Genomic DNA, 14,754 nt, shown 5'->3' with positions numbered 1-14,754 from the left:
GCGGCATGGCGCTGATCTCCATTCGTGTCCCGGAACGCTTGCAGACGTCCAGGATCGAGTAGAATCAACGCCATGCGCTCTGTCCAATAATTTTGAACCGGACAGCCGTGGGCTTGTCCCGGGCATCTGCATTTGTGCCGTCATTCCGGGGTGATGCGAAGCATCGAACCCGGAATCTCGAGATTCCGGGTTCTCGCTAACGCGCGCCCCGGAATGACGCAGCTCACTGCTTCTCGATTCCCGCGTCCCTGATCAGCCGCTCCCACAGCACCAGCTGCTCGTTCACGAACGTGCCGAGCTGCTCCGGCGTGCCGGAAAACGCGTCCATGCCGAGCGTGGCCAGCTGGGCCTTGATCTCCGGCTTCTCGACGATCTTCCGGATCTCGGCGTTGAGCCGCGTCACGATCTCCTTCGGCATGCCGGCGGGGCCGAAATAGCCCTGCCATGACGAGATGTCGAAATCCGGCACGCCGGCCTCCTGCATCGAGGGCAGGTTCGGCACCAGCGGCGTGCGGTCCTTGGTGGTGACGGCGAGCGCCCGCAGCGCGTTGCCCTGGACGTGGGGCAGGCCGGTCAGGATGTCCACGAACATCATCGAGACGCGGCCGCCCATGACGTCGTTGAGCGCCGGCGGCGAGCTCTTGTAGGGCACGTGCAACAGGTCGAGCCCGGCATTGTGCGCGAAGGTCGCACCCGACACGATCGCCGAGGACGAGCCCGAGGCGTAGCTCAGCTTGCCCGGATTGGCCTTGCCGTAGGCGACGAGCTCGCCGACGGTCTTGGCCGGGACGTCGGGATGAATCACCAGCATGAAGGGCAAATCGCCGGTGCGTGCGATCGGGGTGAAATCCTTGACGGGGTCGTAAGTGAGGCTCTTGAGCAGATAGGGATTGGCCGAATGCGTGGTGTTGGTGGTCACCAGCAGCGTGTAGCCGTCGGGAGCGGCGCGCGCGACATAGGTCGCGGCGATCATGCCGTTGGCGCCGGCCTTGTTCTCGATGACGATGCCGACGCCGAGCGCCTGCGCGAGATGCTGCGAGATCAGCCGCGTCGTGGTGTCGGTGCCGCTGCCGGCCGCGAAGGGCAAGACCAGCGTGATGTTGCGGCTCGGATAAGTGTCGGCCTGCGCGGTGGAGGCGGCGGCAAGGCACAGCGCGGCGGTGCCGATCGTGCGCAGGTTACGGATCAACGCTGAAAGCATGTCTGGACGTTCCCTCTTTTTCGTTGGCGGGGAACCTAGCGCCTCCTCGTTGAAATCGGAAGGCGCGAGTTAACTTGCTCCCGTGCCCCGGGCGCAGTGCAGCGCGCCGCTCTTCGCGGCGTGATGCGCTGCTGAACCGGGGCCCACGCTTGCGGCAATCTGGGTCCCGGCTCTGCGCTGCGCCGCTTCGCGCTGCATCGCGTCCGGGACACGGGAGCGCAACGTCCGCGTCGCGGAATTACTTCACCGTCGAGCCCTGGCGCGATGCGGTCACGACGCCGGCGAGCACCAGGGCGTAGCCGATCAGGTGGAACGGCTGGAGCTTCTCCCCGAGCAGCAGGATCGCCATCGCCGAGCCGAACACCGGCACCAGATGGAAGAACGGCGCGGCGCGGTTCGGGCCGATCAGCGCCACGCCGCGGTTGAAGAAGAGATAAGCCAGCGTCGAGGGAAAGATCAGGATGTAGCCCAGCGTCGCCAGCGTCATCCCGTCGAATTGCAGGACGCGGCCGCTTGCCGCCTCCCAGATCGCCGCAGGCAGCAGCATCGTCGCGCCGCAGCAGGTGGTGAAGGAGAGAAAGGAGAGCTGGTGGATCTTTGGCCGGCGCGGGATGTAGGCGGAGTAGAGTCCGAATGCCACCAGCGAGGAGGCGAACATGATGTCGCCCCTGTTGAAGCTGATGCTCGCAAGCGCGCTAAGATCGCCGCGCAGGATGATGATCAGCACGCCGAGAAGCGAGACCGCGATGCCGGCGAGCTGCCCGCCCGTCAGCCGCACGCCGAACAGCACCAGCGACCACAGCGCCACGAACAGGGGACCTGCCGACTGGATCAGCAGCGCGTTCAGCGCCTCCGTGTATTGCATCGCCCAGTAGGAGATCGCGTTGTTGAAGGCGAAGCCGACCAGCGACAGGAACAGCATCAGCGGCAGGCTCTTGCGCAAGGCAGGCCAGTCGCGCTTGAGATGCGGCCAGGCGAACGGCAACAGGATCAGGAACACGCCGAACCAGCGGATCGTGGTCATCGTCAGCGGCGGCACATGCGCGCCGACATGGCGCGCGAGCACGATGTTGCCGGCCCAGAACAGCGAGCTCAGGCTGAGCAACAGATAAGGCTGGTTGTTGAGCCAACTGGCCGGATTGGCGGCCGGTGGCGCGGGCGAAGCAATCGTCATTGGCGTCGGATACGAGCTTGCGCCGGATTGCCGTCGTGACACAAGCCACGCCGCCGCAATGCTACAATGCAGGCGTGAGCCGAGGAGATGCCGTTGGTGGCTAATATGTTGGACGCATTCCTGATGCAGTGCGTGCTTCTCCCCCGCTCCCCTTGCGGGACAGGGTCGCTCGCCGCGATAGCGGCGAGACGGGTGAGAGGTCTCTCTCAGCGAGTCCAACTCTTATTTGAGCGCGCGGATAGATATTCCTCCGGCGCCATAGCCGAAGCTTCGCTTCGGCGTTCCTAAGAACGGTGGCCGGGCGCCGCCTATGTCACCTTCTCCCACAAGCGGAGAAGGGAGAAGAACGCCGCGATACTCATTTTTTTCGCTCATTTTGAGCCATCACATCTACGGCAGCGTGGCAGGCCGTCTGCAACAGGCGGCAGACCTCCTCCGTCGACCGCTGCGGGCTCAGCGCTGCAAAAGTCGGATAGCTCGTCAGCACGAAGATCAGATCGACCGAGTCCCGCATGGCGCGCTTTGCCGCGTGTTTGCCGACGATGCGCGACAGCAGCGCGGTCAGCAATTCGCGTCGGCGCTCGTTGCGTTCAAGCAGCGCCTCGCCGAATTCGGGATCGGTTGCAATGGCCTGGTTGAGCCCGCCGACCGCGGCGTCGTGCCCCCAGAACGCACAGAATATTTCGACGACGCGGTCGAGCGCGGCGCGCGGATCCGCCATCGCCATCACCTCGGTCAGTTCGAACAGCCCGCCCCGGCGGGCGATGTCGTCGAACACGGCTTCCAGCAATCCACGCCGCGAGCCGAACTGATTATAGACGGTCAGCCGCGTGACGCCGGCCGCTTTCGCCACCACGTCGAGGGAGAAGTTTGCGATGCTCGCGTCCTTGCGCAACAGGCCCGCGCCGGCCCCGATGATGCGTTCGCGCGTCTCCGCCGCCGCGGAAGCCCGCGCGGAGCTTACATAATTGCGCTTCGGCATGGCCTTGCCATCCTGTTGACGTATTGACTATACATAGTGTATATCAAATTCAGAAGTCGGTTCGGAGTTCGCCATGCAAACTGCCCTCGTGATCGCCCTGTCGCTTCACGTGTTGTCGTCCGTGTTCTGGGCGGGATCAAGCTTCGCGCTGGCCCGCACCGGCGGAGCCGGCGGCGAGCAGCTGGTCTTTCCACAACTCGGCGCGGCGACGATTGCGATTCTGAGCGGCGGCTATCTCGGGCATCTCGCTCATTCTGGCAGTTTCGGCACGGCCGAGCAGGTGCTTGCAGTCGGCGCGGTCTGCGCGCTGATCGCGGCCGGCGTTCAGGCGGCCATCGGTCCCCGTGCGCTCATCACCTTGCGTCGTGGTTCCGGCAATCCGGCGGACCTGCGTTCGCGTATCGCCACCGCCCAGCGCGTGGCGGCGGCCCTGCTCGGCATCGCCGCGCTCTGCATGGGCGCGGCGCGCTACATCTGAATGCGGTTGAGGGGCGTCCTGGAGGCCGACCGGCGGCTTCTTGAGGTGAGCGTTGAGAGTTTTCTGTTCCGCCGGTGTCAGACGATGGCACGTCTCCACCCGTCCTTGAAGGAAAAGCAATGTCCAAGATGATCCTGGTGAACCTGCCTGTACGCGACCTCGCTGCATCGACCGCGTTCTATGTGGCGCTGGGTGCCGCGGTGAATCCCCAATTCTCCGGCGCAAGTTCGACCTCACTGATGTTCTCGGACGCGATCGGCGTGATGCTCCTGATCCACGACCAGTATCGCGAATTCACCCAACGCGAGATCGGCGACGCGCGACGCGACAGCCAGGCCCTGTTCGCTCTTACGGTCGAGGACCGCGATGCCGTCGATGCACGCTGGCTCGCGCCGTGGCTGCGGGCGGTCGCGCTGATCCCAACCCGGCGCAGGATCTCGGCTTCATGTACAACCGACACATTGAAGACCCGGATGGCTATGTTTGGGAGATGGTATGGATGAACCCGTCAGCGAACGCCTGATCGCAGCGATCGACACTCAGCGCGACCGAGGTCGGACCCATCCCGACATGTGCAACTTGATGGGTCCCGAGCCTAACCCGCCTGCTTCCGCGACGCGGCGAACACGCCCGACAGCACCAGCGCAAAACCGATGAAGTGGAACGCCTGCGGGTGTTCGCCCAAAAAGACCATCGCCATGATCGAGCCGAACACCGGCACGACGTGGAAGAACGGCGCGGCGCGGTTGGCGCCGATCAGGCGGACGCCGCGATTGAAGCAGAGATAGGCGAGCGTCGAGGGGAACACCGCGACGTAGAACAGGGTCAGAAGGTTCGGCCCGTCGAGCTTCATCACGGGACGCGCGGTCAGCTCCCAGATCTCCAGCGGAATGAGACAGGCGGCGCCGGCGCCGAAGGTGAAGGCGAGGAACGACAGGCCGTGCATCGGCGGCCGCTTCAGCGTCAGCACGGAATAGAGCGCGAAGATGATCAGCGCGACGATGAAGATGAGGTCGCCCTTGTTGAACTCGATGTTCGACAGCGTGGTGAAATCGCCGTGCAGCAGGATCGTCAGCACGCCGCACATCGACAGCAGCACGCCGAACGCCTGCGCCGCGGTGAGGCGGATGCCGAGGATGACCAGCGACCACAGCGCCACGATCAGCGGCGCGGCCGACTGCAGCAGCAGCGTGTTGAGCGCCTGGGTGTGCTCCAGCGCCCAGTATTGCAGCGTGTTGAAGGCGCCGATGCCGGTGATCGAGAGCGTGACCATCAGCCCGAGCCTGCCCCGGATCGCCGGCCAGTCCTGTGCGAGATGTTTCCAGGCGAACGGCAGCACGAGGAGGAAGGCGAAGAACCAGCGCAGGAACGACAGCGTGACCGGCGGGATGTGGCCGGCGGCGAGCCGTCCGACGATGGCATTGCCGGCCCAGCACAGCGCGGTGATGCTGAGCAGCAGATAAGGCTGGTTGGCGATCCAGTTGTGGCCGGATGTCTCAGTGCCCGTGGTCTGGCCGGTGGCGGACATTGTGATTGTTGTGGCCCCGCATCATACGCCGGAGCCCCGGCCCGGAAAGGTCCGGGCCGGTTCGTCCCCGGCACGGTCCAAAGACACGGAAACAGGCCCGATATCAATGGGGCGGGGCGCATCGCCTCCATGCGCGGTGCGATGCGACAGGAACCTCTCTCAGCCCTTGCGCCCAGGGCGGATCGCGAACGGCTTCAGCAGTTCGGCGCAGGCGAGATAGAGGACGACGAGCAGCGCGATGCCGGCGATGACGATCGGCGGCGGTGCGACGAAGCCGAGCCAGGTCCCGAGCGGCGTGAACGGCAGGACCATCGCGACGAGCAGCGCGATCAGCGAGGACGCCGCGAGCGCGGGATCGGGCCAATTGCGCCAGGGCCGTCCGTTGGTGCGGATGACGAAGATCACGAGGATCTGCGTCGCCATGGATTCGACGAACCAGGCGGTGCGGAATTCCTCCGGCGAAGCCTTGAACAGGAACAGCAGCGTGACGAAGGTCAGGGCGTCGAACACCGACGACAGCGGTCCCATGATCGCGGCGAACCGCACCAGGCGCGACATGCTCCACACCTGCGGCTGCGCCGTTGCCTGCGCCGATACCCGGTCGAAGGGAATGCCGAGCTCGGAGAGATCGTAGAGCAGATTGTTGAGCAGGATCTGCGTCGGCAGCATCGGCAGGAACGGCAGCGCGATCGAAGCCGCGGCCATCGACAGCATGTTGCCGAAGTTCGAGCTCGCGCCCATGCGGACATATTTGAGGATGTTGGCGAAGGTGCGCCGTCCTTCCGCGACGCCGTCGGCGACGACTTCGAGATCCGAAGCCAGCAGGATCATGTCGGCTGCGGCCTGCGCCACGCCGGTCGCGCCGTCGACCGACAATCCGACATCGGCAGTCTTCAACGCCGGTGCGTCGTTGATGCCGTCGCCGAGGAAGCCGACCACCTCGCCGCCCGCCTGAAGCGCCTTCACGATGCGCGACTTCTGGTCCGGCGCGAGCCGGCCGAACGCATCGGTGGAGCGCACCTGCACCGCGAGCGCCTCGTCGCTGAGCTCGGCGATGTCGGCCCCCGACAGCACCCGTTCGGGGTTCAGCCCGACGAGCCCTGCGAGCCGCTTCACCACCACGGGATCGTCGCCCGAGAGGATTTTCAGCCGCACGCCGCTTTCGGCGAGCCGGGCAATCGCCGCCGCAGCCGTCGGCTTCGGCGGATCGGCGAACGCGCAAAGCCCTTCGAAGACGAGATCGGTCTCGTCCTCGGTCTCGACCTCGCGCAGTGAGCCGCTCCATGTCCGCGAGGCGATGGCGACGGTGCGCAGGCCCTCGCTCGCGAGCCCGCCGACGCGTGCCATCGCGGCCGTGCGGGCGTCCTCGTCCATCCTGCACAAGTCGAGCACGGCTTCCGGCGCGCCCTTGACGATCAGCAGCGCGCCTTCGGGGCCGGTCGTGAGCACCGATCCCAGCCGGCGCGAGAAGTCGAACGCCTGCCGGCCGGCCAGCGTCCAGCCTTGCGCGGCGTTCGGCCGTCCGGCGACGAGCGCGGCATCGAGCGAGCCGCGATCGCCGCCGAGCGATGCCGCGATGGCGCCGAGCTCCGCGGCGCGGGCGTCGTCCTTGCCCTCGGCGTCGAGGCTCCTGGCGAGCGTGATCTCGGCCGAGGTCAGTGTGCCCGTCTTGTCCGTGCACAGCACGGTCATGGCGCCGAGATCGTGGATCGCGGCCAGCCGCTTCACGATGACCTTGCGGCCGGCCATGCGCAGTGCGCCGCGCGACAGCGTCACCGTGGTGATCATCGGCAGCAGCTCCGGCGTCAGCCCGACCGCGAGCGCGACCGCGAACAGCAGCGAGTCGAGAACCTCGCGGCCGGACACCACGCGAACGGTGAGCACGACCAGCACCAGCGCCAGCGTGGCGCGCGCGACCACGAGGCCGAATTCGCGCAAATCGCGTTCGAAGGGGGAGCGCGCCTGCGTCTCGGCCAGCGCGGAGGCCGCTGCTCCGAACACGGTGTCGCGGCCGGTCCTGACCACGAGCGCGATCGCCTCGCCGGTCTGGGCCACGGCGCCGCGGAACAGCGCGTTCGACCTGTCGTCGGGATCGGTGACGGCGCCGGCGCGCTTCGGCACGGGATAGGGCTCGCCGGTGAGCGCCGCCTCGCCCGCGGTGAAGGCGGTGCTCTCCAGGATCAGCGCGTCTGCCGGGATGATGTCGCCGGCCCGGACGCGCAGGAGATCGCCCGGCACGACCCGATCGACGTCGATCTCTCCGAAGGCGCCGTCGCGCCTGACCTCGGCCTTCAGCGCCACCGAGCGGCGGAGGATCTCGGCGGCGCGGACCGCATGGCCCTCCTGGACGGTGTCGAGCCCGATCGAGAGCGAGAGAATCAGGACGATGATGAGCCCGCCGATGTCGTCGCCCGTCAGCATCGAGACGATGCCGGCGACCAGCAGGATCAGCGAGAGCGGCTCGAGCAGCCGGCGCAGGATCGCGCGGGCAGCGCCCTCGATGCGTGGCGGCGCGTCGCTGTTCGGCCCGAAGCGGCGGAGGCGGCCGGCGGCTTCGGTCGCGCTTAGGCCCTGCAGGGAGCAGCCGAGCCGGGTGCAGAGCGCGTCGGTCGACAGGCGCCAGAATTGGCTCGAGAATTGGCTCGCCTGGTTGCTCGGTGGCTTGGTCACGGCATGTCCGATACGGAGGCCTCGGGGCCGGGGGAGGGTAAGCTGCCGAGGTGTCAGCCCTCCTTTGGCGCAATCCCGCCCCGGAACGGTTGATGCGCGTCAATTCTGCCGCCCCCGGATCCCGAAGGTTGCGAGATTTTAAGGGGATATCAAAGGCTTGGGCCCCGCCTTGCCCCGTGAAAATGCCCCGTTCTTGCTTGCCTAGAGGGGCTGCTTCCTTTATCCGGTTGGCTGCCTTGCGTGCGGGCGGCTTCGGCCGCCGATAGGGCTGGGCGCAGGCATGATCCCGGAAAAGTGGGCACCGGTTTTCCGCGAGGATCATGCCTCCTAGAGACAGATTGAATAGGGATTACCCGCGAATGGCCAATGTTGTCGTCGTCGGCGCCCAATGGGGCGACGAAGGGAAGGGCAAGATCGTCGACTGGTTGTCGGAGCAGGCGGACATCGTCGTCCGTTTCCAGGGCGGCCATAACGCCGGCCACACGCTGGTCATCAACGGCAAGACCTACAAGCTGGCGCTGCTGCCCTCCGGCGTGCTGCGCGAGCACAAGCTGTCGGTGATCGGCAACGGCGTGGTGTTCGACCCCGCCGCCTTCCTCGACGAGGCGAGCAAGCTCAGGGCGCAGGGCGTTGCGGTCTCTCCGGAGAATCTGCGCATCGCCGAGAACGTCACCCTGATCCTGCCGCTGCACCGTGAGCTCGATGCCCTGCGCGAGTCCTCCAACGCGGCGACCGCGATCGGCACCACGCGCCGCGGTATCGGTCCCGCGTACGAGGACAAGGTCGGCCGCCGCGCCATCCGCCTGATGGACCTCGCCGACCTCGACACGCTCCCGCACAAGATCGACCGGCTGCTGGCTCACCACAACGCCTTGCGCCGCGGTCTCAATCTGCCGGAGTTCGACGGCAAGGAGATTTTGAAGGAACTGAGCGCGCTGGCGCCGCAACTGCTGCCTTACGCCGAGACGGTGTGGCGGCTGCTCGACATCAAGCGCCGTGAAGGCAAGCGCATGCTGTTCGAGGGCGCGCAGGGCGCGCTGCTCGACGTCGACCACGGCACCTATCCGTACGTCACCTCGTCCAACACGGTGGCGGCGCAGGCCGCGACCGGCGCCGGCCTCGGGCCGGGCGCGGTCGGCTACGTGCTGGGTCTCTGCAAGGCCTATACGACCCGCGTCGGCCAGGGCCCGTTCCCGACCGAGCAGGACAACGAGACAGGCCGCAAGATCGGCGAGCGCGGCCGCGAGTTCGGCACCAATACCGGCCGTCCGCGCCGTTGCGGCTGGTTCGACGCCGTGCTGGTCCGCCAGGCGGTCCGCACCTGCGGCATCAACGGTCTCGCGCTGACCAAGCTCGACATCCTCGACGGCTTCGACACGATCGAGGTCTGCACCGGCTACAAGCTCGACGGCAAGGAGATCGACCATTTCCCGGCCGGCGAGGGCGCCCAGGCCCGGGTCGAGCCGATCTACGAGACCATCGAGGGCTGGAAGGAGCCGACCGCCAACGCCCGCTCCTGGGCCGACCTGCCGGCCCAGGCCATCAAATACGTCCGCCGGATCGAGGAATTGGTGGGGTGCCCGGTCGCACTGCTTTCCACCAGCCCCGAACGCGAGGATACTATCCTGGTGCAAAATCCGTTTGAGGCTTAACGATCTCTTACCGGGACGCGCGTATAGTTGAGTAGAAATGGCTGATTACTACCCGCTGATCGCCCGCGCTATTGCCGCCCTGGACCCCAACGCTCCCGGCGAAAGCCGTCGCGCGCTCTATGAGCGGGCGCGCACGGCGCTGATCGCGCAGCTGCGCAGCGTGCAGCCGCCGCTCTCCGAATCCGAGATCACCCGCGAACGGCTGTCGCTGGAAGAGGCCGTCCGCAAGGTCGAATCGGAAGCCGCCCAGCGTGCCCGCGAGGCCTCGCGCCCCGGTGGCGGTGCCCGTAGCGGCGGCAGCGGCGACGCCTTCCGCCGGGCCAGCACCCGTGCGACCGAGGGCAACTCGCCCGCACCTCAAGGCGCTGCCCCGCCGCGTACCCGTCCGGCGCCGCCGCCACCGCGCGCCGACCGCCCGTCCTTCAACGTCGATGATCAGGGCGACGCCCAGCGTCCGCCGCGGGCTCCGCGTTTCGACGCCCCGCGTCAGCAGGGTCCGTCCGCTCCGCCGCCGCCGGAGCCGCCGGCGCCTCCGCCGGCTGGTCGTGATCGCGCCGGTGGGCGCCGTCCGCCGGACGTCGGTCCGCCGCCGCCGCTGCCGCCGGCACCGGGCGTGCGCGGCTTCCGCGACATCACGGCCGATGCCAACGATCTCGGCGGCGCCGCCGCGCAGGCGAGCCGCGCCGCGCGCCGCACCTACGCCAACGTGCCCTCGCCCTCGCCGGAATTCGACCGGCTGGAGCCGAGCCTTGAAAACCGCGCGGGCGAAGGCGATGCGCCCTATTCCTACGACGAGTCGATCGAGGAGGCGGAGCGCTACACGCCGCAGCCGCCGTCGCCGCGTCCGCGCATCGCGCCCGAGCGTGAAGCCAAGAAGCGCGCCCGCACCGGCTCGATGTTCCCGTTCAAGAGTGCGATCGCCGTCGGCATCGTGCTGATCCTGGTCGGTGCCGGCATTCTCTGGGGCAAGCAGCTGGTCCAGACCGTCAACGGCTTCATCAAGCCGTCCGCGACCCAGGTGGTGGAGGCGCCGAAGGATCCGTCGCAGCCGCAGAGCAAGCCCAAGATTCCCGACCGCGTCGGCCAGCCTTCCGCGAGCGACCAGCCGGTCGCGCCTGTCGCGCAGAAGGTCGTGCTCTATGACGAGGACCCGTCCGATCCGAAGGGCAAGCAATATGTCGGCTCGGTGGTGTGGCGGCTCGAGCCGATCAAGGCGTCGGGCGCCCAGAAGGCCGACGTCGCCGTGCGCGCCGACATCGAGATTCCCGACCGCAAGTTCAAGATGACGATGTCGTTCCGCCGCAACACCGACTCGTCGCTGCCGGCGAGTCACACCGCGGAGCTGACGTTCATCCTGCCGCCGGATTTCCCGGGCGGCAGTGTCTCCAACGTGCCGGGCATTTTGATGAAGTCGAACGAGCAGGCGCGTGGCACGCCGCTCGCGGGCCTCGCGGTCAAGGTCACCGACGGCTTCTTCCTTGTCGGCCTCTCCAATGTCGACGCCGACCGCGCCCGCAACGTGCAGCTCCTGAAGGAGCGCTCGTGGTTCGACGTGCCGCTGGTCTACGCCAACCAGCGCCGCGCCATCATCGCCATCGAGAAGGGCGCCCCCGGCGAGCGCGCCTTCAACGAGGCCTTCGCGCAGTGGGGCGATTGAGCTCTTCTCTTGCTACCGAAGAAGATCGTCATGCCCGGGCTTGTCCCGCCTGCGCGGCCGAAGCCGCTTCGGCGAGGCGAAGGCCCGGGCATCCGCGTTCTTTGTGCCTTGGAGCGAGGCGTGGATGGCCGGGACAAGCCCGGCCATGACGGACGCTACGGGATAGCCGGCGCTACTGCGCCGCAGCTTCGCGCTTGCGCGATGCGGCTGTGGCGGCGTGCTCGCGGTCCATCACGGCGCGGCAGCCGGGGCTGACCTGCGACTTGTTCCGCACCATGCAGGCGGTGATCCTGGGGATGTCAGGGATTTCACTGGAGCACAGCCGCATCGCATCGGCCGAGCACATCTGCTGCGCTTCGGACGAGAAGGCGAGGCCGGGCGATGTCTGGAGTGCGAGGGTGGTGGTGGCGAGAGCGAAGAGAGTTGCGATCGTTTGATAGCGTGCCATGAAGAATACGTCCCCGAGTTCCGTGGGCTTGAGCCACTTGGTTTTGGGACGCCGCACGCGGCTTGATCTGCCGCATGTCGCAGCCTTCACGCCGGGAACTCAATCCCGCATGTGGTCGCTCGATTTCTTGATTGTCGAATCGAAAAGTGCTGCGCCGCCCGAGCGAAGTATGCGCCATTGTCACGCGGCTGCAATGGTCGGCGCGAAGGAATTCGCAATTGTTGCACGTGAGTCACGTCGCGTGCGATCAGATCGGTCGATCAGAGGATGCGCTCGCTTGTTCCTCGCTCGCACCGAGTGCTGCGGCGTGTTCCTCGACGGCGGTGGCGCCCTTTGCGGTGAGCTCGAACAGATCGCCGTCCTTCATCACGTAGCCTTCGGCGATCAGCTGCCCCATCTTGCCCTGCCTGTCGTCGGCGAAGGCGACGGATAGGCTGATGTCCCTGAGGATCGAGAGCTGTTCGTCGCGCAGCATGGCTTCAGTCTCCGTTCGCCAAAGGATGGTTTGCCAAGAATGGTTTGCCAAGAATGGTTTGCCAGGCGTGGTTCCGGTCTCCTCACATGCCGTGGCTCTGAAAGACCTTGCTGCAGGACCGCGACAGCTTGGCCCGGTTGGCTTGCAGGCAGCTCTGCACCGCACCGTCATTGCCGAGGTCCTTGCGGCACAAGCGCGATGCGTCCCGCGAGCAGGCGTTCTGTTCCTGCGGCGTGCCGGAATGGCCTTGCGCGAGAACGGGTGCGTTCGACAGCCCGCTCAGGGCTGCCAGCGCGATCGTCGCCAGAACAAATTTGCGGACCATCGGCGGCTCCAGTCTGACAGGGAAATTCAAGTCCTGTCTGAACTCGTCGCCTTGCCACTTGTTCCCCTGAAGGCAGGGCCTGCGGCCCGCTATTCAAGGTTCCCGCGGCGCTGCTATAACACTGGCGAAGTGTGAGGGTGTTTGATGAAACGCTATCTGGTGTTTGCGCTGGTCGGCCCGTTCGTCGGCGGGTTCCTGCTGCTGCTGACGACGACCTATCAGTCCGGCTACTGGGCCCAGACCAGCCTCGGCGAGGTCGGCAAGCTGTTCGTGGTGTTCTTCAAGACCCTGCAATACAGCTATCTGTTCGGCTTCCTGCCGTCGCTGATGATCGGCGCGGTCGACGACATCCTGATCCACATCCGGCGGATCGGACCGGGCTTGCGGATGCTCCTCGTCGGCCTGTTCGCCTTCGTGCTGGCGTCGCTGACCTACAGCTCGCGCGGGCCGGATTCGGGCGCGGTGCAGTTCATCCTGTACGGCCTCGTCGGGTTCGCGCCGGCGGTGATTTCGTCCTGGCTCGTGCATCGATATATCGAGGAGCCGCAACCGGCGGCGGCACCGACCTGAACGCGCGGCGTTCGGGCGCAGTGCAGCAACCTCCGCCGCGTTGGCGCGTTTCCCTCAGGTTATGACCATGTCTGACGACGACATTCTTGCGCCGCGAAAATCCCGTTCCGGGGGCCATTCGCGCGCGACCTTCTCGGGCGGCGAGGCGCGCGGGCCGATCATCGATCAGGAGGGGCACGAGATCCGCCCCGAAACGCTGGAGCAGGGCTTTCGCGAGTTTCGCTTCGAGTTCGGCAAGGACAATCCGTTTGCCGGTAGTCCGTTCGGCAATCTGACGCGCGAGCAGCGCATCGCGCGGATCGAGGCGATCGCAAAGCTGCTCGACGTCGCCTTCATCCTGCCCGGCACCAACATCCGTTACGGCATCGACGGGCTGATCGGCCTGATCCCCGTCGTCGGCGACATCATCACCACCGCGATCTCGCTGTGGCTGGTGCGCGAGGCCCGCACGCTGGGGGCGCCCTGGTACATCACCGCGCGCATGCTCGGCAACGTCGCGGTCGACGGCGTGGTCGGCATCGTGCCTTTCGTGGGCGATGCCTTCGACGTCATGTTCCGCGCCAACATGCGCAACGTGCGCCTCTTGCGCCGCTGGCTCGACAAGCAGCCAAGGATGTAGGAGCACTGCTCTCCGAAATTGAATATGCCCGAATGGTCGTCATGCCCGGGCTTGTCCCGCCTGCGCGGCCGAAGCCGCTTCGGCGAGGCGAAGGCCCGGGCATCCAGGTTCTTCGTGCCGCGGTCTAAGACGTGGATGGCCGGGACAAGCCCGGCCATGACGCTGGGGAGGCATGGCACTCCAAAGCCCCAAAACGCAAAAAGCGCGACGGCCTTTCGGCCATCGCGCTTTCAGCGCACATCGGGCTTGGCGAAAAACTTACGCCGCGTCGGCGTCGGCCTCGACGGCCGGCGCCGGCTTGGGACGGCGGGGCAGCGGGAAGGCTTCGCTCTCATAGAGCGAGCGAATGCCGTTCTGGTCGAAGCGCGCTTCCTCCACCTGGAGATAGGCGCCGTTCAGCGAATCCGTCGGCAACTGCTCCATGGCGAACTGCACGGCCTCGGCCGCGGTGCCGAACCGGCGATAGGTGAAGCCGGCACGCTTCTTCTTGCGGATCGCGGCGGGGAAGAGTTCGGCGGAGGTGTTGAAGTTGAACGGACGCAGTGGACGCATGGTCAAAGACCTCGTGATCTCTCTGGGGCTTTAAGCGCGTGGGGTTTGGGAGGGCAGCAGCCGCAATCGAGCGGGCCCGCCGCACATGTCATTCTCGTCCACTAATATAGGCCGATTTGACAAAATTGCGACCCCTGCGATGGGAGATGATGAATCCGCGCATGGCTGCCCCGCAGGCGAAATAAACCAAATAAATTCAATAAGTTATATGGTCTATAGCTTGCCAAGAAGCAGCAGCACGACCAGCACCACCAGCACGACGCCGCCAATCCCCATGCCGGAATGGCCGAGGCCATAGCCATAACCGCCGATCCGGCCGGACATGCCGCCCACGAGGTAGATGATCACCAGGATGATCAGGATGGTCCCGATTGACATGGCATCCTCCCTGGCGGCCGCCGGACTGCGATGGTCGGCCAGGCC

General features: G+C 66.4%; 15 protein-coding genes and 1 pseudogene. 6 read left to right on the top strand and 10 right to left on the bottom strand.

Annotated features, from left to right (window positions below):
- Positions 1–223 precede the first annotated feature (223 nt).
- The 3 genes from RAD15_RS40305 to RAD15_RS40295 form a co-directional block, all read right to left on the bottom strand.
- Positions 224–1,201, bottom strand: coding sequence for a Bug family tripartite tricarboxylate transporter substrate binding protein (locus tag RAD15_RS40305; protein WP_458184256.1), 978 nt, complete (start codon positions 1,199–1,201; stop codon positions 224–226).
- Positions 1,202–1,439: 238 nt separating this feature from the next.
- Positions 1,440–2,375: a DMT family transporter gene (locus tag RAD15_RS40300; RefSeq protein WP_458184255.1), complete on the bottom strand. Its 936-nt coding sequence runs from the start codon at positions 2,373–2,375 to the stop codon at positions 1,440–1,442.
- Positions 2,376–2,733: 358 nt separating this feature from the next.
- Positions 2,734–3,270 (bottom strand): TetR/AcrR family transcriptional regulator, encoded by a 537-nt coding sequence (locus tag RAD15_RS40295; RefSeq protein WP_458184254.1) that lies wholly within the window; start codon positions 3,268–3,270, stop codon positions 2,734–2,736.
- Between the two features lie 160 nt (positions 3,271–3,430).
- Between RAD15_RS40295 and RAD15_RS40290 the strand changes: the two genes are divergently transcribed.
- Both RAD15_RS40290 and RAD15_RS40285 read left to right on the top strand, forming a co-directional pair.
- Positions 3,431–3,835, top strand: coding sequence for a hypothetical protein (locus tag RAD15_RS40290; protein WP_458184253.1), 405 nt, complete (start codon positions 3,431–3,433; stop codon positions 3,833–3,835).
- Between the two features lie 119 nt (positions 3,836–3,954).
- Positions 3,955–4,358: pseudogene (locus RAD15_RS40285) on the top strand (VOC family protein).
- 72 nt (positions 4,359–4,430) lie between these two features.
- Here RAD15_RS40285 and RAD15_RS40280 read toward each other — a convergent pair.
- Together RAD15_RS40280 and mgtA are read right to left on the bottom strand one after the other, a co-directional pair.
- Positions 4,431–5,363 (bottom strand): DMT family transporter, encoded by a 933-nt coding sequence (locus RAD15_RS40280; protein ID WP_458184252.1) that lies wholly within the window; start codon positions 5,361–5,363, stop codon positions 4,431–4,433.
- A 159-nt stretch (positions 5,364–5,522) separates the two neighbouring features.
- The gene (gene mgtA / locus RAD15_RS40275; RefSeq protein WP_458184251.1) at positions 5,523–8,033 is read right to left on the bottom strand and encodes a magnesium-translocating P-type ATPase; all 2,511 of its coding nucleotides are present in this window, start codon (positions 8,031–8,033) and stop codon (positions 5,523–5,525) included.
- A 359-nt stretch (positions 8,034–8,392) separates the two neighbouring features.
- Between mgtA and RAD15_RS40270 the strand changes: the two genes are divergently transcribed.
- Both RAD15_RS40270 and RAD15_RS40265 read left to right on the top strand, forming a co-directional pair.
- Positions 8,393–9,685: an adenylosuccinate synthase gene (locus RAD15_RS40270; protein WP_458184250.1), complete on the top strand. Its 1,293-nt coding sequence runs from the start codon at positions 8,393–8,395 to the stop codon at positions 9,683–9,685.
- 37 nt (positions 9,686–9,722) lie between these two features.
- Positions 9,723–11,342, top strand: coding sequence for a hypothetical protein (locus RAD15_RS40265; RefSeq protein WP_458184249.1), 1,620 nt, complete (start codon positions 9,723–9,725; stop codon positions 11,340–11,342).
- Positions 11,343–11,514: 172 nt separating this feature from the next.
- On the opposite strand, the gene RAD15_RS40260 is transcribed toward RAD15_RS40265, so the two are convergent.
- From RAD15_RS40260 to RAD15_RS40250, 3 genes are all read right to left on the bottom strand, one after another.
- Positions 11,515–11,790: a hypothetical protein gene (locus RAD15_RS40260; RefSeq protein WP_458184248.1), complete on the bottom strand. Its 276-nt coding sequence runs from the start codon at positions 11,788–11,790 to the stop codon at positions 11,515–11,517.
- A 247-nt stretch (positions 11,791–12,037) separates the two neighbouring features.
- Positions 12,038–12,265: a hypothetical protein gene (locus RAD15_RS40255; protein ID WP_458184247.1), complete on the bottom strand. Its 228-nt coding sequence runs from the start codon at positions 12,263–12,265 to the stop codon at positions 12,038–12,040.
- Between the two features lie 82 nt (positions 12,266–12,347).
- Positions 12,348–12,590, bottom strand: coding sequence for a hypothetical protein (locus RAD15_RS40250; RefSeq protein ID WP_458184246.1), 243 nt, complete (start codon positions 12,588–12,590; stop codon positions 12,348–12,350).
- 144 nt (positions 12,591–12,734) lie between these two features.
- Here RAD15_RS40250 and RAD15_RS40245 point away from each other — a divergent pair, with 144 nt between their 5' ends.
- Entirely contained in the window at positions 12,735–13,160 is a 426-nt protein-coding gene (locus tag RAD15_RS40245) for a DUF5413 family protein (RefSeq protein WP_458184245.1), read from the top strand.
- 61 nt (positions 13,161–13,221) lie between these two features.
- Complete coding sequence (locus RAD15_RS40240; RefSeq protein ID WP_458184244.1) at positions 13,222–13,779, top strand: DUF4112 domain-containing protein; 558 nt, start codon at positions 13,222–13,224, stop codon at positions 13,777–13,779.
- 258 nt (positions 13,780–14,037) lie between these two features.
- Here RAD15_RS40240 and RAD15_RS40235 read toward each other — a convergent pair whose 3' ends face one another.
- Positions 14,038–14,331: a hypothetical protein gene (locus tag RAD15_RS40235; protein WP_458184243.1), complete on the bottom strand. Its 294-nt coding sequence runs from the start codon at positions 14,329–14,331 to the stop codon at positions 14,038–14,040.
- A gap of 213 nt (positions 14,332–14,544) precedes the next feature.
- Complete coding sequence (locus RAD15_RS40230; RefSeq protein WP_458184242.1) at positions 14,545–14,709, bottom strand: DUF3309 family protein; 165 nt, start codon at positions 14,707–14,709, stop codon at positions 14,545–14,547.
- Positions 14,710–14,754: the final 45 nt, after the last annotated feature.

It is taken from the genome of Bradyrhizobium sp. 14AA, from assembly GCF_054185205.1.
This window is presented reverse-complemented; position numbering and strand designations above follow the sequence as displayed.